The 26,018-nt window shown below is 40.4% G+C and carries 28 protein-coding genes and 1 pseudogene; 25 read left to right on the top strand and 4 right to left on the bottom strand.

The window, feature by feature from the left end:
- Positions 1-323 precede the first annotated feature (323 nt).
- The gene (locus ETP43_RS09995) at positions 324-1,331 is read right to left on the bottom strand and encodes a LacI family DNA-binding transcriptional regulator (RefSeq protein WP_106492336.1); all 1,008 of its coding nucleotides are present in this window, start codon (positions 1,329-1,331) and stop codon (positions 324-326) included.
- Positions 1,332-1,704: 373 nt separating this feature from the next.
- Between ETP43_RS09995 and ETP43_RS09990 the strand changes: the two genes are divergently transcribed.
- Positions 1,705-3,474 carry a glycoside hydrolase family 13 protein gene (locus ETP43_RS09990; protein WP_129257945.1) on the top strand — a complete coding sequence of 590 codons (1,770 nt, stop codon included), beginning with the start codon at positions 1,705-1,707 and terminating at the stop codon, positions 3,472-3,474.
- A gap of 155 nt (positions 3,475-3,629) precedes the next feature.
- Here the strand turns inward: ETP43_RS09990 and ETP43_RS09985 are convergent, their stop codons facing one another.
- A complete protein-coding gene (locus tag ETP43_RS09985) occupies positions 3,630-6,404 on the bottom strand; it encodes an HD domain-containing phosphohydrolase (RefSeq protein WP_129257944.1) in 2,775 nt (924 codons plus the stop codon).
- Positions 6,405-6,812: 408 nt separating this feature from the next.
- On the opposite strand from ETP43_RS09985, the gene ETP43_RS09980 reads away from it, so the two are divergent.
- The 4 genes from ETP43_RS09980 to ETP43_RS09965 all read left to right on the top strand — a co-directional run bounded on the left by ETP43_RS09980 (position 6,813) and on the right by ETP43_RS09965 (position 10,536).
- The gene (locus tag ETP43_RS09980; RefSeq protein ID WP_129257943.1) at positions 6,813-7,763 is read left to right on the top strand and encodes an alpha/beta hydrolase; all 951 of its coding nucleotides are present in this window, start codon (positions 6,813-6,815) and stop codon (positions 7,761-7,763) included.
- A complete protein-coding gene (locus ETP43_RS09975; RefSeq protein WP_129257942.1) occupies positions 7,757-9,577 on the top strand; it encodes a DUF6320 domain-containing protein in 1,821 nt (606 codons plus the stop codon). The genes ETP43_RS09980 and ETP43_RS09975 overlap by 7 nt, the downstream gene beginning before the upstream one ends.
- Before the next feature lie 63 nt (positions 9,578-9,640).
- The gene (locus ETP43_RS09970) at positions 9,641-9,856 is read left to right on the top strand and encodes a hypothetical protein (RefSeq protein ID WP_129257941.1); all 216 of its coding nucleotides are present in this window, start codon (positions 9,641-9,643) and stop codon (positions 9,854-9,856) included.
- A 59-nt stretch (positions 9,857-9,915) separates the two neighbouring features.
- Positions 9,916-10,536 carry a hypothetical protein gene (locus tag ETP43_RS09965; RefSeq protein ID WP_129257940.1) on the top strand — a complete coding sequence of 207 codons (621 nt, stop codon included), beginning with the start codon at positions 9,916-9,918 and terminating at the stop codon, positions 10,534-10,536.
- Positions 10,537-10,584: 48 nt separating this feature from the next.
- Here the strand turns inward: ETP43_RS09965 and ETP43_RS09960 are convergent, their stop codons facing one another.
- Entirely contained in the window at positions 10,585-10,878 is a 294-nt protein-coding gene (locus tag ETP43_RS09960; protein WP_129257939.1) for a hypothetical protein, read from the bottom strand.
- A 392-nt stretch (positions 10,879-11,270) separates the two neighbouring features.
- Here ETP43_RS09960 and rd point away from each other — a divergent pair, with 392 nt between their 5' ends.
- From rd to ETP43_RS09885, 15 genes and pseudogenes are all read left to right on the top strand, one after another.
- Positions 11,271-11,435, top strand: coding sequence for a rubredoxin (gene rd / locus ETP43_RS09955; protein ID WP_129257938.1), 165 nt, complete (start codon positions 11,271-11,273; stop codon positions 11,433-11,435).
- Positions 11,436-11,511: 76 nt separating this feature from the next.
- Positions 11,512-11,946: a bacteriohemerythrin gene (locus tag ETP43_RS09950; RefSeq protein WP_019161195.1), complete on the top strand. Its 435-nt coding sequence runs from the start codon at positions 11,512-11,514 to the stop codon at positions 11,944-11,946.
- Positions 11,947-12,186: 240 nt separating this feature from the next.
- Positions 12,187-12,363, top strand: coding sequence for a sporulation initiation factor Spo0A C-terminal domain-containing protein (locus ETP43_RS09945; protein WP_243000325.1), 177 nt, complete (start codon positions 12,187-12,189; stop codon positions 12,361-12,363).
- Between the two features lie 39 nt (positions 12,364-12,402).
- Entirely contained in the window at positions 12,403-12,612 is a 210-nt protein-coding gene (locus tag ETP43_RS09940; protein ID WP_129257937.1) for a hypothetical protein, read from the top strand.
- The gene (locus ETP43_RS09935) at positions 12,613-12,831 is read left to right on the top strand and encodes a hypothetical protein (RefSeq protein WP_129257936.1); all 219 of its coding nucleotides are present in this window, start codon (positions 12,613-12,615) and stop codon (positions 12,829-12,831) included.
- 179 nt (positions 12,832-13,010) lie between these two features.
- Positions 13,011-13,220, top strand: a complete 210-nt coding sequence (locus ETP43_RS09930; RefSeq protein ID WP_129257935.1) for a DUF6219 family protein — start codon at positions 13,011-13,013, stop codon at positions 13,218-13,220.
- Positions 13,221-13,223: 3 nt separating this feature from the next.
- Positions 13,224-13,679 (top strand): thioredoxin-dependent thiol peroxidase, encoded by a 456-nt coding sequence (gene bcp, locus ETP43_RS09925; protein WP_129257934.1) that lies wholly within the window; start codon positions 13,224-13,226, stop codon positions 13,677-13,679.
- The gene (gene yaaA, locus ETP43_RS09920; RefSeq protein ID WP_129257933.1) at positions 13,679-14,428 is read left to right on the top strand and encodes a peroxide stress protein YaaA; all 750 of its coding nucleotides are present in this window, start codon (positions 13,679-13,681) and stop codon (positions 14,426-14,428) included. Before bcp ends, yaaA begins: the two co-directional genes overlap by 1 nt.
- Positions 14,429-14,555: 127 nt before the next feature.
- Positions 14,556-14,651 (top strand): annotated as a pseudogene (locus tag ETP43_RS18475) (Fur family transcriptional regulator); the annotation flags it as partial.
- Positions 14,652-14,685: 34 nt separating this feature from the next.
- The gene (rbr, locus tag ETP43_RS09910; RefSeq protein WP_129257932.1) at positions 14,686-15,228 is read left to right on the top strand and encodes a rubrerythrin; all 543 of its coding nucleotides are present in this window, start codon (positions 14,686-14,688) and stop codon (positions 15,226-15,228) included.
- Positions 15,229-15,264: 36 nt separating this feature from the next.
- Positions 15,265-15,978, top strand: a complete 714-nt coding sequence (locus tag ETP43_RS09905; RefSeq protein WP_117526128.1) for a TraX family protein — start codon at positions 15,265-15,267, stop codon at positions 15,976-15,978.
- A gap of 854 nt (positions 15,979-16,832) precedes the next feature.
- The gene (locus ETP43_RS09900; RefSeq protein WP_062304187.1) at positions 16,833-17,600 is read left to right on the top strand and encodes an ABC transporter ATP-binding protein; all 768 of its coding nucleotides are present in this window, start codon (positions 16,833-16,835) and stop codon (positions 17,598-17,600) included.
- Positions 17,590-19,662 carry an ABC transporter permease gene (locus ETP43_RS09895; protein ID WP_129257931.1) on the top strand — a complete coding sequence of 691 codons (2,073 nt, stop codon included), beginning with the start codon at positions 17,590-17,592 and terminating at the stop codon, positions 19,660-19,662. The genes ETP43_RS09900 and ETP43_RS09895 overlap by 11 nt, the downstream gene beginning before the upstream one ends.
- 19 nt (positions 19,663-19,681) lie before the next feature.
- Positions 19,682-20,359, top strand: coding sequence for a response regulator transcription factor (locus ETP43_RS09890; RefSeq protein ID WP_055218786.1), 678 nt, complete (start codon positions 19,682-19,684; stop codon positions 20,357-20,359).
- A complete protein-coding gene (locus tag ETP43_RS09885) occupies positions 20,356-21,381 on the top strand; it encodes a sensor histidine kinase (protein WP_109216666.1) in 1,026 nt (341 codons plus the stop codon). The genes ETP43_RS09890 and ETP43_RS09885 overlap by 4 nt, the downstream gene beginning before the upstream one ends.
- Before the next feature lie 80 nt (positions 21,382-21,461).
- Here the strand turns inward: ETP43_RS09885 and ETP43_RS09880 are convergent, their stop codons facing one another.
- Positions 21,462-21,701 carry a hypothetical protein gene (locus tag ETP43_RS09880; protein ID WP_178264975.1) on the bottom strand — a complete coding sequence of 80 codons (240 nt, stop codon included), beginning with the start codon at positions 21,699-21,701 and terminating at the stop codon, positions 21,462-21,464.
- A 659-nt stretch (positions 21,702-22,360) separates the two neighbouring features.
- Here ETP43_RS09880 and ETP43_RS09870 point away from each other — a divergent pair.
- From ETP43_RS09870 to ETP43_RS09850, 5 genes are all read left to right on the top strand, one after another.
- Complete coding sequence (locus ETP43_RS09870) at positions 22,361-22,888, top strand: replication initiator protein A (RefSeq protein WP_055218792.1); 528 nt, start codon at positions 22,361-22,363, stop codon at positions 22,886-22,888.
- Complete coding sequence (locus ETP43_RS09865; protein WP_129257930.1) at positions 22,888-23,703, top strand: ATP-binding protein; 816 nt, start codon at positions 22,888-22,890, stop codon at positions 23,701-23,703. Before ETP43_RS09870 ends, ETP43_RS09865 begins: the two co-directional genes overlap by 1 nt.
- Positions 23,700-23,909, top strand: a complete 210-nt coding sequence (locus tag ETP43_RS09860) for a MerR family transcriptional regulator (protein ID WP_004844954.1) — start codon at positions 23,700-23,702, stop codon at positions 23,907-23,909. Before ETP43_RS09865 ends, ETP43_RS09860 begins: the two co-directional genes overlap by 4 nt.
- Before the next feature lie 135 nt (positions 23,910-24,044).
- The gene (locus tag ETP43_RS09855) at positions 24,045-25,244 is read left to right on the top strand and encodes a site-specific integrase (RefSeq protein WP_129257929.1); all 1,200 of its coding nucleotides are present in this window, start codon (positions 24,045-24,047) and stop codon (positions 25,242-25,244) included.
- 179 nt (positions 25,245-25,423) lie between these two features.
- Positions 25,424-25,888 carry a low molecular weight protein-tyrosine-phosphatase gene (locus ETP43_RS09850; protein WP_129259572.1) on the top strand — a complete coding sequence of 155 codons (465 nt, stop codon included), beginning with the start codon at positions 25,424-25,426 and terminating at the stop codon, positions 25,886-25,888.
- Positions 25,889-26,018: the final 130 nt, after the last annotated feature.

The raw sequence follows: 26,018 nt of genomic DNA, 5'->3' as shown, positions 1-26,018 counted from the left end.
TTGCTATAGATAAAACCTAACTGTGAAGATGCCTGCCGAACAGTTAGGTTTTATCTATAGCAACAAAAGCATTGAAATAATGGGTGGTTAGCAAGTCTTTCTTTGTATTTATTATAAGTGATATATATAGAAAAGACAAGAAAGTTCAGAAAATCTTTGAAAAAGTTATAAAAATGTAAGCAATTGTGATCGCGGTGTGTGGCCTTGGCCCTATTGTCCATTTCTTTAATATCCATGTAACAGACTAACGGTTGAAAACAGAGAACACATATCAAAATTGGTCCACCGGACCAATTTTGATATGCAATGCAAAGAGCTGATGTCTATTGTTTCTCAGAAATACGTGCGGTGGATTTTCTTTCAATCAGCTGCGCATGCAAAAGGAATGTGCTGATGGAAACATGATTGAGAAGGCTGGACAATGCAAAAAATCCACTTTTACCAAGTTCGGTTCGATCCTGACGGATGGTGGTAAGGGGCGGTGATGTATAAGCAGCTATTGGCAGATCATCAAAGCCTACGATACTGACATCTTCAGGAACCCGATATCCGAGCTGTTGACACTGAACCAGAGCAGCACTGGCAATGGTGTCCTGGCTGCAGATAATGGCAGTCATTCCACTTTTTAAAAAGTTTGGAAGATGTTTTTCCATACATTCGGAAAGAAAACAGGAACAACCAGCATTGTCATAAGAAGCTTTCAGTCCGTGTTTGCGCATAGAACGGAAGAAAGCAGAGTATCGGATCTGGATAATCTGAGAACCAAGAGAATTGCTCAGATATGCAATTTTTTGGTGCCCCTGCCTGACAAGATGGGATACCGCCAGTTCCATCCCCTCGTCATTATCAATACCCACATAGGCAGTGGAAGGGTTGCCTGTAATATAGTTATCATAAAGTACAGTTGGAGTACAACTGTTTTCAAAATCCTTAAGCCATGGATCGGCAAGAGAAAAACCGATCACAAAAGACCCCACATAATCATGTTCCAGCATATAAACATCATAAGGCTGGTTGCGTTGTATCTGGATATCAACAGGTTCGATCACAACATCAAATCCCTGTGGCTCCGCCAGCTGCCGGAATCCCATAATGATATCATATGCAAAATGATAAGGTTCTTCATACTGTATATTATCTTTTTCTATTAAGACACATATTTTTCTGACAGAATTTCGATAACGCCGTAACTTTGTATAACCAAGTGCGACGGCAGTTTCTAAAACTTGTTTTCGCAAATTTTCGCTGATGTCAGGGGCATTATTCAGAGCCTTTGATACAGCACTTTTGGAAATCCCCATTTTATCAGCAATATCCTGGATCGTGGTCATGATTAAATGTCCTTCTGTGTAAAAAAGAGTTATTCTACCTTCGTTATATGATGAGGATTGTGAGAGTACGAAGTACGGAACAATCCGGTATCAAAGGGGTCAAAATACCTTTCGCCCACAATATCATTATATAGAATATGATTGTAAAAATCAATGGAACAGTGGAAATAATTTAGTAAAGTTTTGCTACAAAATCGGAGGGTCAATAATTAATAAAAATACAAGTGGATAATTATATAAAATGCATAAAATAGTATGGGAATAACAAAAAAGATTGACGCTGAAAAGAAAAAGAATTATAGTAAAGACATCGAAACAATTCGAAACAAATATCTAAAAATTTAGTTTGTTAAATAATTTGGAGGAAAATCAGATGGAATTTGCCGGCGTATATCATAAGACATCAGAACAGATGAGTTATGCATTGGACGAGAACCAGCTTGTTGTAAATATCAAGACCGGATATGATGTAAAGAAAATTTTTATTCATTATGGCGATCCCTTCGATGCAGGAATCCTGGGAGGAAATGAGAAGTGGACAGGAAAAAGGGAAGAGATTGTATACAAAAAACGTCTGTCCCACCAAATCTGGTGGACAACAACACTTTTGCCTGTGTATAAGCGATGCAAATATTATTTTGAACTTCATACAGAAAAAGAAGTCTGGTATTACTTTGAAGATGGTTTTCTGACGGAAGATCAGCTTAAGATGGACGGTCGTATGTTGCAGTGTTTTGTTGTACCGTGGATGAATCCGGCAGATATAAACCGTACACCTTCATGGGTGAACGATACGATCTGGTATCAGATCTTTCCGGATCGATTCTGTAATGGAACTCCGGAAAAAAACGGAGAAGACATTCTGCCATGGCGAAATCAGGGCAGGGTGACCAATGAGGAAAAATTTGGGGGAAATCTGGAAGGGATTCGTCAGAAATTATCCTATCTGGAAAAACTTGGAATTACCGGTATTTATTTGAATCCTATCATGGAAGCCGAGTCAAACCACAAATATGATACAACAGATTATACGAAAATTGATCCGTCTTTTGGCGATGGAGATACCATGAAAGTACTCTGTAAAGAGGCACACGAAAAAGGGATTCGAATCATGGTGGATGCCGTATTCAACCACTGTGGAAGAAAATTTGCTCCCTGGATGGATGTACTGAAAAATGGAAAGAATTCCCGCTATGCGGATTGGTTCATGGTTGAAAACTGGGAGCAGATCGGAAAGAGAGCGGATACCAGAGACAGACGTTTTTATTCTTTCGCATTTTCCGATGGGATGCCAAAGCTGAATACTAATAATGAAGAAGTGATTCAATATTTCTGCAAGATCTGCGAAGACTGGATTCGGGATTATGATATAGACGGAATCCGGTTTGATGTGGGTAATGAAGTATCCCATCGATTTTTAAAACGGATAAGGGAGCATCTGAAAAAGATAAAACCAGATATCTATTTGCTTGGAGAAATATGGCATGATGCAAGTCAGTGGCTGCTGGGTGATGAATATGATTCTGTAATGAACTATCCCCTGTTAAGTGGAATCCATGATTTTTTCCTGGATCAGACCATGAAAAAAGAAGAATTTGAATACATGGTAAATCGTTGTTATACGATGTATATGCAGCAAAATAACAATGTATTGTTCAATCTTCTGGATTCTCATGATACAGAGCGTCTGATAAACCGGCTTCATAATCTGGATATTTTTTACCAGCAGCTGGCAATTCTTTTTACACTTCCCGGAAGTCCATGTATTTATTACGGGACGGAGATTGCTATGGAGGGCGCTCATGATCCGGATTGCAGAAGGTGCATGCCGTGGAGCGAAATCGAGAGTGATGAGAACCAGGAGAGGATCGGGACGATCAATCGTTTGATCATGCTTAGACGGAATGAGAAAACCTGCAGAAGCCCACATTTTCATTTTCCAAATACCTATGAAAACGGACGATGTGTGGAATATGTAAAAATCGACGAAGAAGGAAATAAAATAGAAGTATTATTAAATGCGTCTAATGAAAATGTAAGAGTAAAAGGAGAAGGCGAAATCCTTTTTGCACGGAAATTTGATGGTGACATACTTGGAGCAAACGGAACCCTGATTCGTAAGATCGGAGTAACTATTCAGTAGCAAATATCCTGTCAGGCACCAAGGTCTAGAGCAAGCACGGACTTGACTTATTGCTCATGTAAATGAAAAGACGGCGGATTTTGTGATTGTACAAAACCCGTCGCCTTTTTGTCTGTGAAAATCAAAATATAAGGTTTCATGAGGAAAAACAGTAATTAATATTTTTTATGTTCTTCCTCGGACATAGCCTGATAATCATAAATTGGACGAAATTCCTTACTGCAATCAAAAGATTCATACTGCATAAAAATCCGATCCATAATATTCGGGATCGCGGATTCCAGAGGCTGGAACAGAAGAATCAGGTATTGCATGGAACTGTAACGAGTGTAGATATCGATTTTTCGAATACTCTTACGAATGATTTCTTCCATTTGTAATAAAGCCTGTTCAGCTTTTTCGATGCTTGGCGAGGTTTCACCGGTGGATTCCATGGTGAGCATGATCAGGTAACATCTGCAATGGTTTCGGATGACCAGTTGATGAATATAGGAATACTGTCTTGCAAAATCACGGTAATCCAGATTCAAAGCACCCATATAGCTGCCACTGTCCTGAAGAGATTTTGCAATCTGAGTCAGATTATTGCCGGCTCCGGATACACTGGTGGACAGATGGTCGATCTGAGGCTGATAGAAGGAAAACTGATTTTTTCCATTTTGCTTGGCATAATATAAAGCATTGTCGGCTTTTGAACTGCAATCAGGGAATGGTTCATTGCCGGAACACATATACAGGCCTGCAGACAGGGAGGCGTATTGAATCTCCGCATCATCTCTGGTGAGAACATGGAATTGATGGAACAGTTGTGTCATATGCTCTGAAGCTTCCTCATGGGTGATGTCAGGAAAGAAAAGCAAGAATTCATCACCACCAAGGCGACAGGCATATCCATTTGATGCAAAGCGTGCCAGAAGTTTGCCCAGAGTCATCAGAGCGCGGTCACCAGCCTTGTGTCCATGCACATCATTAATTTTCTTCAGGTTATCCATATCCACAAACGCAAGACATCCATTGTGATCCTGAACGGCACAGGCGATTTGTTTTTCACCAAGAGTACGCAATGGAAGACCGGTAAGGAAATCGTAGCTGGTGATATCTTCCTGACTTTTGATGGTAGTAAACACATCGGATATAAACTTATTGATCGTGTGATTGGAATCCATGTACAGAGAGTTTTCCATTTCTTTGTATTTGCTTGTAACATCCTCCAGATGCCCTTCGTCCATTAAGTCCAGAAGAATAGCAGAGATTCGAGGATCAAACTGTTTGCCGGCACTTTCCGAAAATTCTTTTCGAATCTGATCCTCAGACAGAGCATTTCGATAGATCCTTCTGGAATGCATGGCATTAAAACTGTCTGCCACGGCGACGATTCGTGCATAGAGAGGAATAGCTGCTCCGGAAAGACCTTCCGGATAGCCGGTTCCATCATAGCGTTCGTGATGACTTTTTGTTACTTCAACCAGGTGAGGAACCAGTGTAATATCTTTTAAAATATGGGCACCTATGAGGGTATGCTGTTTCATGAGGGCATATTCCTCTTCGCTGAGTCTTCCCGGTTTGCTTAAAATCTGATCCGGGATGCCGATGGCGCCGATGTCGTGCAGGTAGGCACAATCCTTCAGATTTTCTATTTCTTCAGAAGACAAACCAAGTCGTTTACCGATCAATGCTGCATATTCGGCGACACGGATGGAATGTCCGCAGTTATTTCGATCCTTTCCCTCAATGGTTGCAGCCAGGGTGCGCATCATTTGCAAGGTCATATCCTCTGTCTGCTTTTGCTTTCTTTCCAGTTCCTGTTGCTGACGCATATCTTCCATATGCTGGATTCCACGAACCGTACGGACTACATTTACAAATAATAGAATGATCATGCCGATACCGGTAAAGATACCGGACACCGAGGTGACAAAATATACAGAGGCAGATTCAATAGTCACACAAACCATGATGAGCAGCAATCCCACCAGCAGTAACCGGTCCGTGTGGTATTTGCTCTTATGCAGATACTGAAAGAGATGGACATATACCATGACAAAGACGGCAGCGAGGATAATCTGGCCCAATGGCAGCATCTCAATGTAGTCTTTCATACCTGTGCTATACAAAACAGAACTGATTGCAAAATTAGCCAGAACAATTCCGCCTGCGATCAGATACATACGTCTGTGCCGGCCATTTTGTATGCTGTCTGCATAAAGCAAAAGAGGAATCGGACACAGAATGATCATGACAAAACATAAGGAGCTAAGCGCCGAAGCATTGGGAATGAGAATCTGCCTCAATTTGGATTCTCCCAGCAGCCAGACAGCACCCATGGTCATGCACCAGCCAAGGTATTCCATATCAAAGTCAATATGATAGAGAAAACCAAGGATCATGCTGAATAAAATAATAGTCATTCCGGAAAAAAGAACAAAGAAACCGATAAAAGTGGTAGGTGCATATTGATGGAAGATAATCTGCCAGATGGCTGACTGATCTCCACAATAGATGGAATTAACTACCCCGGAATAGTTTGATGTATAAGTCGTCAGTTCCAGACGAAGTTCTTTTCCTGCATCCTTATAGGAAGTAGGGCAAAAAACAAATCTGCTGGCGGAATTCTTCCCAACCAATCGGGTTTCTTTGGTGGAGTATTCGGCTCTGAGTTCTCCTCCTATATAAAACTTTACATCCTGGAGAGAAGAACGAATAGCAAATGCTGTCTCATCATAATTATCCGGCAGTGTTGTGGTGAGAACCATAGTCTCTCCCGCCGGAACCCGGTACCTTCCCGGCACTTTAATTTCTTCGGAAGTCCCATCTGCCTTTTCCCATACAAAGGTACCGGAATAAAGTGCGGCTGTTGAAGTGCGGTTTGCACTCTGCTCATCTGCACCAAACAATTCCATGAATAAAAACCAGCCGAAGATCGCGGCCATTAGGATATAGAAAAAGTATCTCAATTTATGTAAATATGATGCTTGCGTGTTCAAGGAAAAGCTCCTTTCGTGCTTAAAAATATTACCGTTAACAATATACCATTTTTTTCACGGATAGTCATTAGATTTATCATTTTAAATTGTGAATTGTTTGTGATACGGATTCAGGACTTCGCTACAGGAATGTATGTGGAAATAAAAGAAATGGATGATAATACGGTTATAAAACGAAGATTAAGGATAAAACAGCAATATTAATAATTGGAAATCGGTGGTATAATACATATGTGATTTGGTAACAGTTCAGTATATTCACAGTTACCAAGTGTTCAAGAATAATGCATCAGATATAAAAATTATAAGAATTCCAGGTAGCTGATGCGAAATTATAAAGGAGATAAATAAAGAGTGATCAATCAGGCAGCAAAACGTATATTAAAAGCCTTATCTTTTGATGGTGTAGAAGTGGATGCATTTCGCCATATGGCAGACCTGAAGCGTCTGGATCCGATGAAGATATTTTACAAGAAGATAGACGAAAAAATATATAATGGAAGTCATGCAGTACCGGTTCGTATCTTTTTCCCTAATGAAAAGTGCTTTCAGGAAAGTAATGACAAAACCAGTGACAGCAGAGATAAGAAGCTGCTTTTGTTTATCCACGGTGGTGGCTGGGTAACGGAGAGTATCGATAATTATGAAAGAATCTGCGCACGGCTTGCAGATGCAACAGGACAGTATGTGGCAGCGGTAGAATACAGACTGGCGCCGGAGGATAAATTTCCATCCGGTCTGGAGGACTGTTATGTGGTTGCGAAAGCACTGTATACCGGGAAATTTGTGCTAAATGTAAAACCGGAAAATATCACTCTGATCGGCGACAGTGCAGGAGGAAATCTTTGCGCAGCACTGTCTTTGATGGCAAGAGACCGGGGAGAATTCATGCCGAAAAGACAGATTCTGATTTATCCGGCCACTTATAATGATTATACGGAAAAATCCCCATTTCCCTCCGTTAAGGAAAATGGAACGGATTATCTTCTGACAGCAGGAAAAATGCAGGATTATATTGACCTGTATGCGAAAAATGAAGAGGATAAACAAAATCCGTATTTTGCCCCTTATCTGGCAAAAGATGTGAGTCATCAGCCGGATACCCTGATACTTACTTCTGAGTTTGATCCTCTTCGGGATGAAGGAGAGGCATACGGAAAACGTTTGAAGGAAGCAGGAAATCATGTACAGATCCATCGTATCAAAGGTGCACTACATGGCTATTTTGCACTGGGAATCAAGCATCTGTATGTGCAGGAAAGTTTCACTTATATCAATGCGTTTTTGAAGGGAGAAGCATTGTGAATCAGAAAAAAGCACGTTGGAGAAGGCTGGACAATGCGGCAAAGCTGTATTCCGCAGCCAGTAACAAAAGGGATACCAGAGTATTCCGGTTTTATTGCGAATTAAAAGAAGAAGTCCGGAAGGAACTTTTGCAGGAGGCACTGGATCAGACTGTGGAGACATTTCCCATGTTTCTTATGGTACTGAGAAAAGGATTATTCTGGCATTATCTGGAGCCATGTAACCTGCATCCGGTCGTAAAGGAAGAGTATAAAGAGCCTTGCAGCAGGCTTTATGTAAAAGATAAGAAGACACTTCTTTTTGAGGTGACTTATTATAAAAAACGAATTAATTTTGAAGTGTTTCATGTGCTGACAGATGGTACCGGTGCAACGGAGTTTCTGAAGGAACTGGTGAGTAATTATCTGTATCTGGCACATCAGAAAGAGGGGCTTGAGCCGGTTTCCATGTTGCCGGAAGATATGACTGTTCAGGACCAGGAATCAGACAGTTTTCTGAAGTATTATTCCAAAGATCAGAAACGGCCGAAGGAAAAGAAAACACGTGCCTTCCAGATCCGAAGAAAAAAGAAGGATGGGAACCATCTCCATGTTCATGAAAGTGTGGTTTCCGTAAAGGAAGTGTTAAAGCGAAGCAGAGAACTGGGGGTATCCATGACGGTCTTTCTGACAGCTGTCTTTCTCAAGGCAATCCATGAAGAAATGTCAAAGATGCAGGAGAAAAAACCGATAGTTTTGATGGTGCCGGTAAATCTGCGAAAGTTTTTTCCGTCCACATCCATGTTGAATTTCTTCAACTGGATAGAACCGGGATATGACTTTTCAAAGCGGGACAGAAGCTTTGAGGAGGTGCTTGGATATACCAAAGATTTTTTCGAAGAACAACTGACAAAGGAAAAAATGTCTGCCCATATCAACGATCTGCTTGCACTGGAGCTGCATCCGATCCTGAGACTTGCTCCATTGGAACTGAAAAATCTCTGTATCCACGCAGGAGCAAAATTTTCTGAGAAAAATACAACGGCAATATTTTCTAACATGAGTGCCGTCCGTATGCCGGATAGTTATGTGCCTTATATTGAACGCTTTGGTGTGTTTACCAATACGCCGAAGCTGGAACTGTGTCTGTGCTCGTTTGAAGATAAGTTATCCTTCGCTTTTACATCCAGATACGATACCGTGAATATCGAGCGAAATTTCTATCGTCTGCTAAAAGAGCAGGGAATAACAGCAGAAAAAGTCGAACCGGAATTTCCAAAGCCCCAGATGCCAAGTGAACAGGAGATGAAAGTCTATAAAGTCTATAGTTTTCTGTGTCTGGTACTTGCTGCAGCTATGGTAGTTACGGATCTGAACTTTCATCCACGCATCCGTTGGACTTGGTTTACTGCCGGTGGTGTGGCAACAATGTGGATTGCCTCTTCGATTGGATTCTTCAAAAGGTATAACCTGCTGAAAAATGTAATGTGGCAGCTTTTGATCGGTTCGATTATCTGCTTTATCTGGGATGGTTTTACCGGGTGGCACGGCTGGTCGGCAGATCTGGCATTGCCCATCTTAAGTGTAGCGACTCTGGCAGGCATGTTTGTAATTGCCAAGGTGCAGAAAAGTCCGGTGAGGGAGTATCTCATTTACGAAATCATGGCCGCCGGCTATGGGTTGATCCTTCCGGTAATCCTGCTTTTATGCGGAATTGTTAAGAAGCCGATGGTGAGTATGTTCGGAGCGCTGATCTGCTTTTTGTTCTTAGTGGGCGTGATTTTATTTAAGGGGAGAGAATTTAAGGAAGAGATGCATAAGAATCTGCATGTGTAGCATCCTAAGATATTTTGTTGCTATGCAGTACCTTCATCACTTGCAGAAAGAGTGTGGAATTATATGAACTATAAATACGATGACAGGTCGTTCAAAGGAATCGAGAAGATGTCGTTTCAGCTTCATTGTCCCGCTCGGCAGTTTTTTGATAGCGAGCAAAGTTATGAGTGTCCAGACTGTGGAAAGATTATTCGCATTTCTGGTTGGAAGAGAGAATATCCAATGGGAGCTTTCGATTCTGAGGATGTGGATGTTGCCTTGGTGGAAGAAAACGATTAATAACCTTCGCAAAATTTACAATCCCTATTATGAAGTAAAATTTTAAGGAGGCTGGATATATGGCAGTAGTTACAGAAGCATTCGATATTCCGCTGGATATCATGACCAAGTTAGCAACAGGAGAATACCGCAGAATTGGAGGCGTTGTAAGAGTTGCAATGGGTCCAAACAAAGGACAGATTGTGAAGCACCTTAAACCAGTGAAATTGGAACAGGCTGCACAGGCGCAGAATGTTGGAGCTAAAGTTCTACAATTTGCAAAGAACAATAAAAAGGGACTGATTATTGGTACAGTGGTTGCTGGCACTATTACAGCCGGTGGCGTGGTGTACCATAAGATAAAAAACAGAGAGCCAGAAGTGGTGAAGAAGTATCATGCAGCATTACGAGACTACATCAACGATATTCGAAGTGGAGAATTGAGTATGAAGTCCATCAACCGTCTGATGGATGCATTGGATGAGCTTAAGCAGAACAAGAACTATGAGAAGATTAAGATTGAACTGACAACGGAAGAATTAAATGTTCTGGTTAATCGTATTTATGAGTATACTATTAAACCTGCCAGTGAAAATGCAGTTGAGCTAACAGATGACGAGTTGCGCTCTTCTGATAATACCATTCTTAATCTACAGAATTATCTCAAAGCACAGAAACGTATATTCGAAGCTGCAGCATAAAAAAACAGCCTTACTACCGGAGTGAAATCTAGTAGTGGGGCTGTACATTTATGCCTTGATTTCCTGACCATTCTTGAAGGTGAAACGAATATCGTCGGCACTGTAGATGGTGGCATATTCGACAAGGCTGTTCCAGCTGTCGATGCTGAACTCTTCCAAAGAGTCCTGCAGCTGCTTGAATGTCTTGAGGAAGGATTCGTATTCAGCTCTTTGTAGTTGCATCTGTTGCAGGTCGGCCATGAGCTGTTCGAGCCTTGCTTTTGATTTGTCGAATTTTGCCGAAAGACTGTCGTAGCGCTTCTGGTATTCGGTCTGGTCTAAGGCAACCGTAGAATTTTCCATGATGGCGGCTTGGACCATTTCGGAAATAAGCTGTGTCTCTTCGAGTAGTTCATCCTGTTCTTTTTGGATGAATCTGATTGGACAGTATTGTGTTTCAAGGACTTAAAGACGAAGAAAGTTGTTGGAGAGAAATACTTTCCAGCAACTCTGTCTTTAATAAATAGAGTTCATTTTTTTATTCAACTATTCCCATGATATATATGATATATACAATATGTAAATGTGCAATTCAAATATCAGTTTATGCTAAATAAAAATAACAATATTAATTACTATTATTGACAAAAGAATAATTATCATGTATAATACAGATATACAAGAAACAAAGTGTTAGAAAAATTGCTAGGAATTTGATAACAAAAATAAATCGACATTGAAAAGGGAAAATGACTATGAAAAAATATGAATGTGAACCATGTGGATATATTTATGATCCGGCAGTAGGAGATCCAGACGCCGGTATCGCTCCAGAAACTGCATTTGAGGATATTCCAGATGACTGGACATGCCCAATCTGCGGATTAGAAAAAGATGTTTTCGTTCCTGTAGAAGACTAAGCAGAAAATGCAGGTACGAAACTGCCAGACATTAAAAGAGCCTAAGAGAACATATAAAAGAAATGGAGGTCAAATTATGACTTACGATTTAAACATTACCTTTGATGACAATTTAGTAACAGGAAATAAAACAATCGATACACAGCACAAAGAATTGATTGACCGTATTCAGAACTTTGTAATTGCCTGTCAAAATGGCGACAGCAAGGTAAAGGCGATCAAACTTCTGGATTATCTTAACGAGTATACTGACTTTCATTTTAAAGAAGAAGAAGCACTTCAGGAAAAAGCCGGTTATCCAGAGCGTGAAAAACATTATGAAAAACATGAAGAGTTTAAAAAGACAATTCAGGAACTGTATGAATACCTTCAGGAGTATGAAGGACCAACAGATCGGTTCAGTGAACTTGTACAGAAAAATGTAATCGACTGGCTGTTTGGACACATTAAAACATACGACCGCTCTGTGGCAAAATTTATCTTTATGAAACAAAATCCAGACCGATGCTAAAATAAACCAGGGAACGAGTTCACTCAGAATGTAGACAACGTGATGAAGTAAATTAGGGGCTGTCACAATGCAGCCCCTTTCCTGTTATAGCGATATTCTAGGTAATATATTGCGCTGGCATGACATATTATTTTACTACTACTATATGGGAAGAGCAAGCAGCTCTTCTTTTTTTGTCCTATTTATCCAATTTTAAGTTGTAAAGTCACTTTTCATGCCAACAGTATCGGAGGAAAATGAATGAGAGAGAAAACTATATATGAGAAGATTGCAGAAAAGTATAACACAACACCAGAAGAAGTACGCAGAGAAATGCAGATAGCCATAGATGCAGGATTTGATAATCCTGACCCGGCTGTACAGGAAGAATGGAAGAAAATGACACTTAAAGGAGACAGCCCACACCGGAAGAAGTAATCAATTACGCAGTAAAAAAATTAAAAGGAAATTAAAAATATGAAGAAAAAGATAATTGCAGTAATTTCAGGAACAGCAATCTTGATAATTGCTGCAGGAAGTATTTATGGAAAATTTGAATCCAGTCATAAAGAAGGCGAACCAGATGTAGTTGGAACTTTTTCTGTAAATCGGGATGAAAATATAACCGTGGTCGCAAATAGGGAAGATATTGAGGATAGAGAAGCGTTTGCAAGAAAACTTTTGTAGATGTATAAGGATGATTCTTTTCATTCAACAAAATTCTCCACAGACAGAGGATATGCGACGAGCATTGATATGAACATCTATTTATGGAAAGAGGATATTGAAGACGGGGAATCGGTAATGACAGCCGAATATAGACCTGTAGAATACGGAAAGGACTATGATGTTGTCAATAATCCTGATAAATTTCAACTATATATAGATGGAAAAGAGATTAAATAGTAATCTCCTGAAAGCAAGCTTTTTGTCAATTATTTCAAAGAAAAATTAAAGGATAACAATACATAGTTTTGACAATGATATTTTGAAAAAATTTATAGGAATGCTCTATTATCAAATTGACATAGGAATATGGTAGCGTATAATTAGAATTGAATACACTGAAAAAATGGAGGAATTACATGAAAGCACATAAATATTGGTCAGTAGGAGCATTGCTCACAATGATTGGAACTTTTTATACAGGATATAAAGGGTTAAAAGCAGCACACAAATACTTTGCATTTGGCTCTCTGATATGCATGATTATGGCAGTCTATTCTGGTCATAAAATGATTTCAGGTAGTAAAAGAACAAGAAAACAGGTGGAAAAAACAAAAGCGGAGGAATAGTAAATGCTAGAGTTAGGAATAAAAGCACCGGATTTTGAATTGCCGGATCAGAACGGAGAAGTGCATAAATTAAGCGATTATGCAGGTAAAAAAGTGATCTTATATTTTTATCCAAAGGATAATACACCAGGATGTACGAAGCAGGCATGTGGTTTTTCTGAGCGTTATCCACAGTTTACTGAGAAGGGAGCTGTTATTCTCGGAGTAAGCAAGGACTCTGTAGCGTCTCACAAGAGATTTGAAGAAAAATACGGACTGGCATTTACGCTATTAGCAGATCCGGAGCGTAAAGTTATTGAAGCATATGATGTCTGGAAAGAAAAGAAAAATTATGGAAAAGTATCTATGGGTGTAGTGAGAACTACATATCTTATTGATGAGCAGGGAATCATTATAAAGGCAAATGATAAAGTCAAGGCGGTAGATGATCCTGAAAATATGCTTAAGGAATTGGCATAATGAAGATTATTTTATCACCTGCAAAAAAGATGATTGTAGATACCGATAACTTAGCACCGATTGAACTGCCTGTCTATATTGATAAGACAGCAGAAGTATTAAACTGGATGAAAAGCAAATCAAAAGAAGAACTGAGAGCTATCTGGAAATGTAATGACAAGATTGCAGAGCAGAACTTTAACAGATTGGAAAATATAGATCTTTATAACAGGCTTACTCCGGCTGTTTTAGCATATGAAGGGATTGCATTTCAATATATGGCACCATCTGTGTTTGAAATCCAGCAGTTTGAGTATTTGCAAAATCATTTAAGAATCTTGTCTGCGTTTTATGGCATTTTAAAACCAATGGATGGTGTGACTCCTTATCGTTTGGAAATGCAGGCAAAGGTTGGAATTGGAGATGCAAAAAATCTGTATGAGTACTGGGGAGAATTGTTATACCGCTCAGTAATCGATGACAGTAGGATTATCATTAATCTTGCATCAAAAGAATACTCAAAATGTATAGAAAAGTATCTGACACCACAGGACAGATATATTACGATTGTATTTTGTGAGTTATCCGGAGATAAATTGGTAACAAAAGGTACCTATGCCAAGATGGCTCGTGGTGAAATGGTCAGATTCATATCGGAAAATAATATTGAAAATCCGGTGGAAATTCAGAAATTTGACAGAATTGGATATTCTTTTAGATCTGATTTATCATCAGATTCAAAATATGTATTTGAACGCAAAATAAAATAGTTATTCAGGTAAAAGATTCTCAGTTTGGTAGCTTTTATAATAATGAGAATTATTACTATTTTTATTGGCAACAGGATAATAGTGGTGTATAATCCTTATTAAGAACTAATCCTAATAAGACGGACGAATGACAAGTAGGAGAAATACCATTCAAAAAGATCTTGTAAGAAATACCGTATACGAAATGAGAAGACACGTTACGGCAAATGATGGCATGAGATTTTGAAATAGTAGTAAAGAAAACGGAGGTAAAAGAGATGGCTGCTAACAAGTACACAGGAACACAGACAGAAAAAAATTTACAGGAGGCATTTACAGGAGAATCACAGGCAAGAAATAAGTATACTTATTTTGCATCCGTAGCGAAAAAGGAAGGCTACGAGCAGATGTCAGCATTATTTTTAAAAACAGCAGACAATGAGAAAGAGCATGCTAAGATGTGGTTCAAGGAATTAGCAGGAATTGGTGATACAAAGGAAAACCTGGTGGCAGCGGCAGAAGGCGAAAATTATGAGTGGACAGATATGTATGATGGCTTTGCTAAAACAGCAGAGGAAGAAGGTTTCCCTGAGCTTGCAGCAAAATTTAGAGCAGTAGGAGAAATTGAAAAGCACCATGAGGAGAGATATCGTGCACTTCTTAAGAACATTGAAACTGCGCAGGTGTTTGAGAAGAGCGAAGTGAAGGTATGGGAATGCCGCAACTGTGGACATATTGTAGTTGGAACGAAAGCCCCGGAAGTCTGTCCGGTATGCGCGCATCCACAGAGCTACTTTGAGCTTCACGCAGAAAATTACTAGAATAGAATTAAGAAAGATGTCTGAAAAGAAAAACTTATGAACAATATAAAAGAACGAATCAAGATATTCTCAGGAGCGCAATTGAAATATATCGCTTTTTTATCGATGTTCATTGACCATACGAATAAGGCATTGATCTATCCAAATCTGGATGGAGGAGCATTGAATCGATTGAGTGATTTTTTTGATATTTTAGGAAGAATCGCTTTCCCGATATTTATCTTCCTTCTTGTGGAAGGATATTTCCACACAAGCACTAAATGGAGATATTTAGTTACACTTCTTGTATTTGGAGTGATATCAGAGGTTCCGTTTGATATGTGCACATCGGCTAGATTTGTTGAAATCAACTGGAACAATATTATGTTTACACTGGCACTTGTGCTTGCTATGATCTGGGTGATCGATGTACTGAAAGAAAAGATGGCGTCACTACCGAAGGCTTTGTGGTATTTCGTATCATTTCTCATTGTAGCGGTGTTGTGCATTGTAGCAATGAATGCAAGTCTGGACTACGAACATCATGCGGTACTGATCGGTTATTTCTGTTATATTTTTCATGAGAGATGGGCACTTGGAATTCCGTTTTGTTACATCTCTATGTTTAAAGAGCCGTGGGCTCTGCTTGGATTTGGACTGACGCTTACTTACAATGGAGAGCGTGGAAAACAGAATAAGTTAGTAAATTATCTTTTCTATCCGGTGCATTTGCTGATTTTAGGAATCATAAGAATGTATCTTGGAATTTAAAAAGAGGGTGTAAATGTGAATGCATTTACGCCCTTTCGCTTCTATATTTGAGGACTTTTCATCTTAACTATTTAAAACACAATACCCGAATGGCATTTCCGTCTGTTCTTATTTTTCATGATGTTCCAGAGAGTATTGATTATGAAATGACATCAAAGCATTCGCCGGATGTGATTAAAGGAAAGATAGAAATTGCTTAGTAGTAACCAAATCCCGTTTTACTACCAACTTTACTACTAACAGCCCACAACAACTTGCTCCATCTTGCCCTATTTTGCCAAGATGTCAGCCAATACACACATTTCACAAATTCCCGAAATTCCTTGCAAAACATGGCATTCCGGGGCAAAACAAGGAGAAACAAAACTATGATTAAAGTACTTTTTATTTGCCACGGCAGTGTTTAATGGATGCTGTGAAAGCCTAGGCTTTAAAGGATTTTTTGATGATTGACGAATAATTTACACCTTATTTATACCTTTGGAAGACCGGATCGGAATAATAGAGAAATAAAGAAATAGATAAATATAACAGGAAGCAATTTTGTCATATTGGAAATAATTAAAATTTGCTGAACCGTGTTGATTTTATTGATTGAGTATAATAAAAGTAAGAACAGAAACTTCCATGTTTGAAGCGGTTACCAGAATTGACAAAGAAATGCAAGTTAGCCAATCCGGTAGTCCAGCATATTTTTTCATTGTCACCCGACGTTTTTACAAAACATATACTTATTCCGCTTGATGCGTCATTCTTGTTCTGAAAACAGGAACAGAATCCTTACAGCGACTGTAAGTGTTATTTATTGTGCTTCTGTGCTATCATTTACCCAGAAATGGATAGGAGGCATTCACATGAAACCAATTTTGAATATTGAAAATCTTACCAAAGTCTATGGGACGTTGCCAAACCAGACGAGAGCACTGAACGGAATCACTTTTCAGGTCATGCCGGGAGAGTTTCTCGGTATTATGGGAAGCAGTGGTTCCGGCAAATCCACGCTTCTCAACTGTATTGCAACTGTGATTCAGCCTACAGGTGGAAGCATTCAGGTGGAGGGAGATACTCTGCAATCCCTCAAGGAAAAGGCTCTTGCCGAGTACCGTGGCAAAAAAGTTGGTTATCTATTCCAGAACTTTGAATTGCTGGACAACCTGACTGGCAGGGAAAATATCCTGCTCCCGACTTCCTTGCATGGGGTAGCCGAAACAGAAAGCAGCCAGCGGCTGAAGCAGTTGGCTGACTATCTGGAAATTTCTGATGTTCTGGATAAGTTTCCGTCCAAGATGTCCGGTGGCCAGCGTCAGCGTGTTGCGGCAGCAAGGGCTCTGATCTTACATCCCCAAATGATCCTTGCCGATGAACCGACGGGTGCGCTGGATTCTAAGAACGCAAGAAGTCTTATGGAGAAGCTGTCCGGCCTGAATCGTGACGAACAAGCTACGATCCTGATGGTAACCCATGATTCCAATGCCGCCAGCTTCTGTAAGCGCATCCTGTTCATCCAGGATGGCGTGATCTTTCATGAGCTTCGGCGTGGAGACGAAAGCCAGCAGGAGTTCTACGGGCGCATCCTGAAGGTGATGGCGCAACTGGGAGGGGGCAGTGCAAATGTTCTCTAATCTCATTCTTCGGAACAGTCGCCGCAGCCGAAAGGAAAACGGTCTGTTTTTCAGCTCCCTGGTGATTTCTATTGTTGCATTTTACATGATTCTTTCCATCTCCACTCAAGATGTGATGCTCTTTTTGCAGAAAATGGAGAGTGACGCAGTTGACAAACTCCTGCTTCTGATTCCTGCGTTTTATGGGATGACCCTCGGTATTCTGTTCTTTTTGATCTATTTTGCCTGCAAGTATCAGTTCGAGCGCAGACGGCATGAGTTTGGTGTTTATCTAATGTTGGGGATGCGTAGAAGTAAACTGTTTGGTATGCTTCTGGCGGAAGATTTCCTGACCAGTATTCTTGCCATGCTCATAGGATTACCTGTGGCTGTGGTGCTTTCAGAAATTGTCAGTCTTGTCACCACCAAGCTGGTAGGCATGGGGATCATCGGTCATCAGTTTTCTTTATCCTGGTTTGCGATTGAATGGACGCTGGCAGGATTTCTGGCAATTAAGCTGACGGCACTTCTGATTTTGAGTGGACGAATCAGCCGCCAGGAGATCGGTACTTTGCTATCCCAGCCAACGAACCGCCCCAAAAAGCAAATGCCATCTGTTATCTATGGACTGGCTGCTATATGCGGAAGTGTGATGTTGGCAGTGGCTTACTACATGGCGATTCAGGGAATTGCATGGACAAAGGTAAGTATGATGGGACTGACTTTGCTGTTGGGCATAGTTGGTACGATGCTGCTTTTCTATGGGATGCGTGCACTGATTGCTTTGATTGTTAAGAAAGGAAAAGGAAATAAGCAGCTTCATGTATTTACCTTCCGGCAGATTCAGGAGAATGTCATTCATCAGTCAAACTCCATGGCCATCAGCTCCCTGCTGATTCTGGCGGCGCTGTGTTGTTTTGGTGCGGGCGTAGGAATTGCAGGAACGAATAACCTGTCTTCTGGCCATGTAATCGACTATACTTTTGAAGATCATACTGCAGAAGATTCATCGCAGGTTCTTCCGAATATAAAGGCAGTCCTGAAAGAAAACAGTTTGGAAAATCAATTTTCAGAGCTTTTTGAAATGAGGGTTGGGCGTATTCGCACCACAGAAGATTATGATAATGCCTACAGCATGGACGCTGTTATGGACTCTCTTCGGAGCCTGCCCCAGTCGGAAGACCGGGATGTCCTTCTGAACAATCTTGGTTATGCCACATACCCATATTTGATTTGTTTATCGGACTATAATCGTTTGTTGGAATTGTCCGGCAATCCGGCTCTCCAATTAGGCGAAAAGGAGGCCGCTGTCTATATTGATACAGAGTTTACTACGGTAAGCCGTACCGCAATGCTGAACCAAGTATTGGCCGGGCATCCCAAGGTGGAACTGGATGGTAGTCCGATTCATCTTACAGGAGAGGTTCAGTCTGTGAATTTGGTCACGGACCGTTCTATAACCTTGTCCTTTGCATTGATTCTTCCGGATGAAGCATTCCTATATTATAGTCAGGGAATGTATGATACCTATGTCAATGCGGTGCTCAGTGAGCAAGCTCTGAATGGAAATAGCCTTATGACTGCATATTTGGATTTGAACGAGAAGCTGGACGAAACTGACATTGAATATGAAAGCTATCTTCAGAATATGGGTCGTCAGCTTTTCTACACCATAGCATCCAGTTATATTACCCTCTATCTTGCGATTGTTTTCCTGGTAGTTGCCAACACCATCGTGGGTGTTCAGTTCCTGATGAGTCAGCAGAAAACCGGGCGCAGATACCAGACTCTGATCCGCCTGGGAGCTACTTACGAAACCCTTTGCCAGTCTGCTGGAAAGCAAATTACCTGGTTTATGGGACTTCCTGTATTGGTTGCGGCTGTCAGCAGTTTGTTTGGAGTCAGGGCGTTATTTACAGGGATACTCTCGTCCCGAACCCGTGGGACAGTGGCTGAAATGATGTTTGTATCTGCTGCTATGATTTTGCTGCTTTGCGTGATAGAATATATTTATATGAGAGTGGTCAAGCGCTCCAGTGATCGGTATTTGCTGACACTGATGCAGCCACAGAGAGAAGAATAATTTGGAAGGAGGTGCTGCCGTGAAAAGAATTGCTGTTGTGGAAGATGAAGTCTATATGCGGGAAGAACTCTGCAATATGCTTCAAAAGGACGGGTATCTTGCGGAGGCAATCACCGAGTTGGAAGATGCCGCTCGGCTCCTGGCAGCCCTCCGTCCTGACCTTGTGATCTTAGACCTGAATTTGCCGGAGATCAGTGGCTTTCAAATCTGCCAGGAACTAAAGAATAAAACCGCTATCCCCGTCCTGATACTGACTTCCAGAGATCAGGTAAAGGATGAACTGCAAGCGTTCCACTTGGGTGCTGATGAATATTTGACGAAGCCGTGCAGAAAAGATCGACTTCTTGCCAGGGTATCCAATATTCTCAAAAGGTATGAAGGCCGTACCAATCTCATAGAGGGACCAGATTTCCTGTTAGACCAGCAGACCTACACGCTTTATATTCATAATACCTCTGTCGTGCTTCCAAAAAATCAGGGAAAACTGTTGGTTGCTCTTTTGTCCGGCGGCGATGCTCTGGTCACGACGGAGCAACTTTGCATAGCACTATGGGGAACCACGGAATACATAGACGAAAATGCCTTGCAGGTTAATCTGACCAGGCTGAAAAAGACGATGTCCGGTCTTGAGATGAAGCAGCGAATCGTTGCGGTTCGTGGGATGGGCTATCGTCTGGAAACGGGGGTGGCTCCATGAAGCGGCTTTGGCGCATGATAGAACGGTACTACCCCTGGCTGCTGTTGCTGTTGGGCGTGGATTGCTTTTGTGCTATCATTCTTTGGATTTCTGACATTCAGGCATTTCAAACCTTGAGTGGGTTAGTAGTTCTGACAAGCCTCCTTTTGTTTTCAGCAATTCTGTTTGTACTAAACAAGCGGGAGACCACCCGCCGAGAGCTGTTCCGGGATTTCCTCAGTGATCCTGCCATCTGCAACGAGGAACGGCTGCTCAGTGCCATCAGCCGGGAAGAAGGAGAATCTATCCGGCTTCTGGCATCAGTTTTACAGGAACACAAAACTGAGAGTAACAGTATGGCAGATGCCCTACAGGACTATGAAGAATATGTGGAGGGCTGGGCACATGAAGCGAAAACGCCCCTATCGTTGTTGACCATGCTCCTGGATAATCGGAGCAACGAAATGTCTCCTCCCCTGCAAGCAAAACTGGATTATGTCCGCAGTCAGCTTCAGGAGGATGTCACTCAGATGTTATACTATGCCCGGTTAAAGAGCAGTACAAAGGATTATCAGTTTAAGGATATCAATTTGAATGACTGCTTGGGGGAAGTTCTGGAGGACTATGCCCCACTTCTGGAAGAAAAGCAGTTTGTAATTATCAATAAACTGCAATCTGAAACAGTCTATACAGACCGTAGAGGGCTTCAGTTTATGTTGGGACAGATCGTGAGCAATGCCATAAAATATAGCAGCGATAGTCCCATGCTAACAATCTCTATGATACATTCGGAGATCGCAGATGTCCTTTCAGTTGAGGATAATGGCATCGGTGTAAAAAAATATGATCTGCCGTATATTTTTCAAAAGGGCTTTACCGGGGATTCTACTGACAGCAGAAAGAAAGCTACCGGTATAGGGCTTTACCTGGTTAAGAAGATGGCTGACGATCTAAACCTTCGTCTGGAAGCTGCTTCCCCGTGGGAAAAGGGCTTTAAGATAGTCATCTTCTTTCCAAAATTGAAATCCAACGGAGGAAAATAATATAAGCAAAAAACGGGGCTGTAAAATAAGTCTCTGCTAAAGAAACGCTAGTTCCGACAAATGCTGGTTCTGGCGTTTCTTTACATTAATATATGTTTTTTGAAAATCGTCACTGTTTTATGTAAAAAGGGTACACTTAATAAGCTTGGATAGATTTCTTCTGTACGTCCATATTTTTTATATCTTACATGTTGTTTTCGTTTGAAAAGAAATTTACGTCCATTAGGGCATATAGGATTTCCGTTCTCATCTCTTATATAGTTTACAGCACGATAAGGATTCGTGTGATGTTTTTTATCTGCCGTTTCTTTTTTGTACATGGTAAATATCATTAAATTTTTCCATTAAAGGTACAAAGCATTCCATGCCTTGTCTTCCATAAAATCAATTCTACGTTAAAAACATACCGTCTAGACAGCTATTTTTTAAGCTATCATTTGAAAGACATATATAATATATAGGCTCAAATGGTGAAAGAGCCCATTTGGGCCTATTATTGTATGAATTCATACGTTACAACCAGAGCAAGATCCACCCGTGTATTACAGTATTGTCATTTTGACAATATTGTATTACTTACGAGTGGCAGACTTGATGGGGATTACGTCCCCATACCCACGTGAAAATATAATTGCTGGCAATTACATTTTAGCAGACACGCAAGCGTTTCTGAGTAAGTGTCACAGACAACAAAATAAGGAAATTTTGATAAGGCATTCACCTGGAATAGGTGAGTGTTTTTTGGCTTTTAAGTATTCAATTAACCGAAAAAATAAAAAAATTTTCCTCAGGGGGCTGTAAAAATGCCTCTCAGCGTTTCGTTTTATGTAAGGGTATTTTGGACAGGAAAAATTTAAAAAATTTTTATCAAGAACCTGTATTTATGCCCTTCATCTTTTGAATATGTGTAAGGACATTTTTGAGCCGGTATAAAAATGATTTTTACAACAATTAGAAACAGAAACGAGGCGAGAAAAGAATGAAATATGAATACATGAAGGAGTCAGAGCAGATGCTTCAGTACTTCCAGTTTCCGAAGTTTTTGCTCAAACTGCGCATTTCCCAAACTGCAAAATTTCTTTATATGATTTTGTATGACCGGGCACGGATATCGAGAAAGAATAGCTGGATAGACAAGTATGGAAATGTTTATCTGATTTTTCCGATAGAGGAATTGTCTGCTCAAATCGGCAAATGTAAATCTTCTGTAAAAACAGCATTGAAGGAATTAGATGATGTGGGACTATTGGTTCGCAGATCTGGTGGTTTTTCAAAACCCAATCATTTATATGTAAAAATTCCATCTGATGAGATTGGTTTACAGCTGGTTGAGAATAAGGCGGTTGAAAAGATGGTTGCAACAGAGTCGGAAAAGCAACCTTCATCTGGTCGTAAAAATGGCTGTGCAGGAGTCGGAAATGTGGCACCTAGTAAAGTAACTGAGAAATATAAAAGAAATAAATATCATGAAGTAAATTATTGCTATGGGGAAGGAGAGAGTTTGTGATGAGAGAAGAAGATACTGTATGTGTAGGCAGTGATGGTTTGCAATACTGTAAAGTCTGTGGGGAAGCGAAAGAAGCATTTTTTCCTGAGGGTGGATTTATGGGGATGAAGAAACATTCCAGGCAATGTGCCTGTGACAGAAAAGCGTATGAAGAAGAACAAAAATATTTTAAAGACAAAGAACACCGGGAATTAGTCAGCAGAAATACGAGCATCTGTTTTGACGAGAGCAGAATGGAAGAGTGGACATTTGAGAACGCAGATATGTCAGATGCGGTAATGCATAAGGCAAAAAATTATGTTGATAACTGGGAGAAAATGAAAAGAAATCATATAGGCTGTTTGTTCTGGGGACCGGTTGGTACCGGGAAAAGTTATGCTGCAGGGTGCATAGCCAACGATCTTCTTAAACGAGAAGTAACGGTAAAGATGACCAACTTCAATACCATTATCGATGATATATTTCCACTGGCAGACAAAACGGAATATATCAATGCATTGGCTTCGTATCAGCTTTTGATTATTGATGATCTTGGAGTGGAACGAAATTCAGAATATGCGTTAGGAATTATTTTTAGCGTCATAGACCGCAGGATTCGTTCGGGACGACCTTTGATCATCACGACCAATCTTCCGCTGAAAGAAATAAAAAGCGAGACCATGTTAGATAAAAGACGTATCTATGACCGTATTTTAGAAATGTGTACACCCGTGTATGTTGGAGGCACAAGCAAACGAGAAGCGATTGCAAGTATGAAAATGGAGAAAGCGAAAACGCTGTTGAACACAAACAAAGGGAAGGAGGAATGCGAATGAATCATACAGAAAAAACAATACCTGTTTGGAAGAAATATTCTTTAAATGTTTCCGAAGCAGCAGAATATTACGGAATTGGAGAAAAGAGATTGAGACAAATCGCAGGTGAAAATGAAGGAGCAGATTTTATTTTGGAAGTTGGTTCGCATATCCGGTTCAAAAGAAAATTATTTGAAGATTATCTGGACACAGCCAGTACAGTTTAAGTGACAGAATAGAAGAAATAGTAATGAAAATAATGTTCATTTTATCTTAGCGAAGAGAAGGTCTTGTGGTATAATGAATAAACCGAAACGGTCTTCCAAGTTAAATGAACATTTGATGAAGGAGACTAAAAAATTATGAGTGAAAAAAGGAGAGATCATAGAGGACGTATATTACACAATGGAGAAATACAGTTATCTGATGGCAGATATCGATTTAAGTATGTCGATGAGATGGGAAAGGAGCGCTGCGTATATAGCTGGCGCTTAGACCATAACGATGCAACTCCGAAAGGAAAGCGCCGTACTTTGTCGCTTCGAGAGATGGAGAAGAAAATTCAGGCGGATCATTTCGAGCAGATTGCAACAAATGGCGGAAATATGACAGTGCTGGAACTAGTTGAAAAATATACATCAACCAAAACCGGCGTCAGACCTACTACAGTTGCAGGATACGGAACAGTTATCAATTTATTGAAGAAAGATCCATTTGGAAAAAGAAGGATTGATACGGTTCGGATTTCGGATGCAAAATGTTGGCTGATACATCTTCAGCAGATAGAAAAGAAAAGCTATAGTTCCATCCATTCGATCCGAGGAGTTCTTCGTCCGGCATTTCAGTTGGCGGTGGATGATGACCTGGTCAGGAAAAATCCATTTCAGTTTCAGCTAATGGAAGTGGTCGTGAATGACAGTGTGACAAGAGAGGCAATCAGCAGAGCAGAGGAACGTAAGTTTCTACGATTTGTGAAGGAAGATCCTCATTTTTGCAGGTATTATGAGGGAATCTACATTTTATTTAAAACCGGTCTTCGCATCTCGGAATTTTGTGGTTTAACGATTTCTGATATTGATTTCAAGGAGCATACAATCAACATCGATCATCAATTGCAGAAGAAATCAAAAATCGGATATTATATTCAAGAGACTAAAACAACCAGCGGAACGAGAAAGATACCTATGACTGCGGATGTAGAGGAATGCTTTCGGAAAATAATAGAAAAACGAAACCCGCCCAAAGCAGAGCCTATGGTAGAGGGAAAAAGTGGATTCTTATACTTTGATAAAAACGGAAGTATTTGTTATTCTCTGCACTGGGAGCATTACTTTCAACATATCATTCAGAAATATAATAATACTTACAAAGCGCAGATGACTGTTATCACACCACATGTATGTCGGCACACCTATTGCTCAAATATGGCAAAATCCGGAATGAATCCAAAGGCATTGCAATATTTGATGGGTCACTCAGATATCAGCATAACGCTGAATACATATACGCATGTAAATCTTGAGGATGCCAGGGAAGAAATTGCTCGGATTCAGGTTGGGTAATTACGATTCTTAATTGAAAACAGCAAGGTGTAAAATGGAAAAACATACACCTTATTTTACACCTTTTGCTGACGATATTATGCGAAAATAAACCAGGTTATGCCAGAAAGCAAAAATTCACAGAGGCTTACAAAGCCCGAAATATCAAGAAAAACTAAGAAATGCGAGGTTATGCAACGATGATAAAAGTGCTCTTCATCTGCCACGGCAATATTTGCCGATCAACCCTAAGCGAGAGCGTATTTACCCACAAAGTAAATACCATTGGATTGGAAAACATGTTTGTTATAGACAGTGCTGCAACAAGCAGAGAAGAAATCGGTAATCCTCCACACAGAGGTACAGTGAATAAATTGAGAGAACTGGGAATTCCATTGGTGCCTCACAGAGCCAGACAGGTCACTTTAGACGACTATGACAAGTTCGATTACATTATAGGTATGGATACTGCAAATATACGAAACCTGAATCGGATGTTGAATCATGACCCGGAAGGGAAGGTATATAAACTGTTAAGCTTTGCCGGATCTGGAAGAGATATAGCAGATCCCTGGTATACAGGAGACTTCGATGAAACTTACAGGGATGTGGAAGAAGGAACAGAGGGGTTTCTGAATTATCTGAGAGAAAAGGGAGAAATATAGGAATCTACAATCTAAAGTACTTTTTAACTTGTTTCTATGTATAAAAATATGGTATAATAATCGGCAGTTTTCGTTAAGTACCCCAGTACCCCATGAAAAACCGCCGATTAATTATGTACGCGAGCAACGA

The sequence above is a fragment of the Blautia faecicola genome, assembly GCF_004123145.1.
GTDB lineage: Bacteria > Bacillota > Clostridia > Lachnospirales > Lachnospiraceae > Oliverpabstia > Oliverpabstia faecicola.
This window is presented reverse-complemented; position numbering and strand designations above follow the sequence as displayed.

What these genes read in the sequence shown, in the direction of transcription:
- ETP43_RS09940 (WP_129257937.1), top strand. Translation starts at nt 12,403, where the DNA reads ATGAAGAAAAAGATAATTGCAGTAATTTCAGGAACAGCAATCTTGATA.
- ETP43_RS09950 (WP_019161195.1), top strand. Translation starts at nt 11,512, where the DNA reads ATGACTTACGATTTAAACATTACCTTTGATGACAATTTAGTAACAGGA.
- ETP43_RS09985 (WP_129257944.1), bottom strand. Translation starts at nt 6,404, where the DNA reads ATGGCCGCGATCTTCGGCTGGTTTTTATTCATGGAATTGTTTGGTGCA.
- ETP43_RS09865 (WP_129257930.1), top strand. Translation starts at nt 22,888, where the DNA reads ATGAGAGAAGAAGATACTGTATGTGTAGGCAGTGATGGTTTGCAATAC.
- ETP43_RS09850 (WP_129259572.1), top strand. Translation starts at nt 25,424, where the DNA reads ATGATAAAAGTGCTCTTCATCTGCCACGGCAATATTTGCCGATCAACC.
- ETP43_RS09960 (WP_129257939.1), bottom strand. Translation starts at nt 10,878, where the DNA reads ATGGAAAATTCTACGGTTGCCTTAGACCAGACCGAATACCAGAAGCGC.
- rd (WP_129257938.1), top strand. Translation starts at nt 11,271, where the DNA reads ATGAAAAAATATGAATGTGAACCATGTGGATATATTTATGATCCGGCA.
- ETP43_RS09945 (WP_243000325.1), top strand. Translation starts at nt 12,187, where the DNA reads ATGAGAGAGAAAACTATATATGAGAAGATTGCAGAAAAGTATAACACA.
- ETP43_RS09990 (WP_129257945.1), top strand. Translation starts at nt 1,705, where the DNA reads ATGGAATTTGCCGGCGTATATCATAAGACATCAGAACAGATGAGTTAT.
- ETP43_RS09895 (WP_129257931.1), top strand. Translation starts at nt 17,590, where the DNA reads ATGTTCTCTAATCTCATTCTTCGGAACAGTCGCCGCAGCCGAAAGGAA.
- ETP43_RS09855 (WP_129257929.1), top strand. Translation starts at nt 24,045, where the DNA reads ATGAGTGAAAAAAGGAGAGATCATAGAGGACGTATATTACACAATGGA.
- ETP43_RS09935 (WP_129257936.1), top strand. Translation starts at nt 12,613, where the DNA reads ATGTATAAGGATGATTCTTTTCATTCAACAAAATTCTCCACAGACAGA.
- ETP43_RS09885 (WP_109216666.1), top strand. Translation starts at nt 20,356, where the DNA reads ATGAAGCGGCTTTGGCGCATGATAGAACGGTACTACCCCTGGCTGCTG.
- yaaA (WP_129257933.1), top strand. Translation starts at nt 13,679, where the DNA reads ATGAAGATTATTTTATCACCTGCAAAAAAGATGATTGTAGATACCGAT.
- ETP43_RS09930 (WP_129257935.1), top strand. Translation starts at nt 13,011, where the DNA reads ATGAAAGCACATAAATATTGGTCAGTAGGAGCATTGCTCACAATGATT.
- ETP43_RS09995 (WP_106492336.1), bottom strand. Translation starts at nt 1,331, where the DNA reads ATGACCACGATCCAGGATATTGCTGATAAAATGGGGATTTCCAAAAGT.
- ETP43_RS09900 (WP_062304187.1), top strand. Translation starts at nt 16,833, where the DNA reads ATGAAACCAATTTTGAATATTGAAAATCTTACCAAAGTCTATGGGACG.
- ETP43_RS09860 (WP_004844954.1), top strand. Translation starts at nt 23,700, where the DNA reads ATGAATCATACAGAAAAAACAATACCTGTTTGGAAGAAATATTCTTTA.
- bcp (WP_129257934.1), top strand. Translation starts at nt 13,224, where the DNA reads ATGCTAGAGTTAGGAATAAAAGCACCGGATTTTGAATTGCCGGATCAG.
- ETP43_RS09880 (WP_178264975.1), bottom strand. Translation starts at nt 21,701, where the DNA reads ATGTACAAAAAAGAAACGGCAGATAAAAAACATCACACGAATCCTTAT.
- ETP43_RS09965 (WP_129257940.1), top strand. Translation starts at nt 9,916, where the DNA reads ATGGCAGTAGTTACAGAAGCATTCGATATTCCGCTGGATATCATGACC.
- ETP43_RS09905 (WP_117526128.1), top strand. Translation starts at nt 15,265, where the DNA reads ATGAACAATATAAAAGAACGAATCAAGATATTCTCAGGAGCGCAATTG.
- ETP43_RS09970 (WP_129257941.1), top strand. Translation starts at nt 9,641, where the DNA reads ATGAACTATAAATACGATGACAGGTCGTTCAAAGGAATCGAGAAGATG.
- ETP43_RS09870 (WP_055218792.1), top strand. Translation starts at nt 22,361, where the DNA reads ATGAAATATGAATACATGAAGGAGTCAGAGCAGATGCTTCAGTACTTC.
- rbr (WP_129257932.1), top strand. Translation starts at nt 14,686, where the DNA reads ATGGCTGCTAACAAGTACACAGGAACACAGACAGAAAAAAATTTACAG.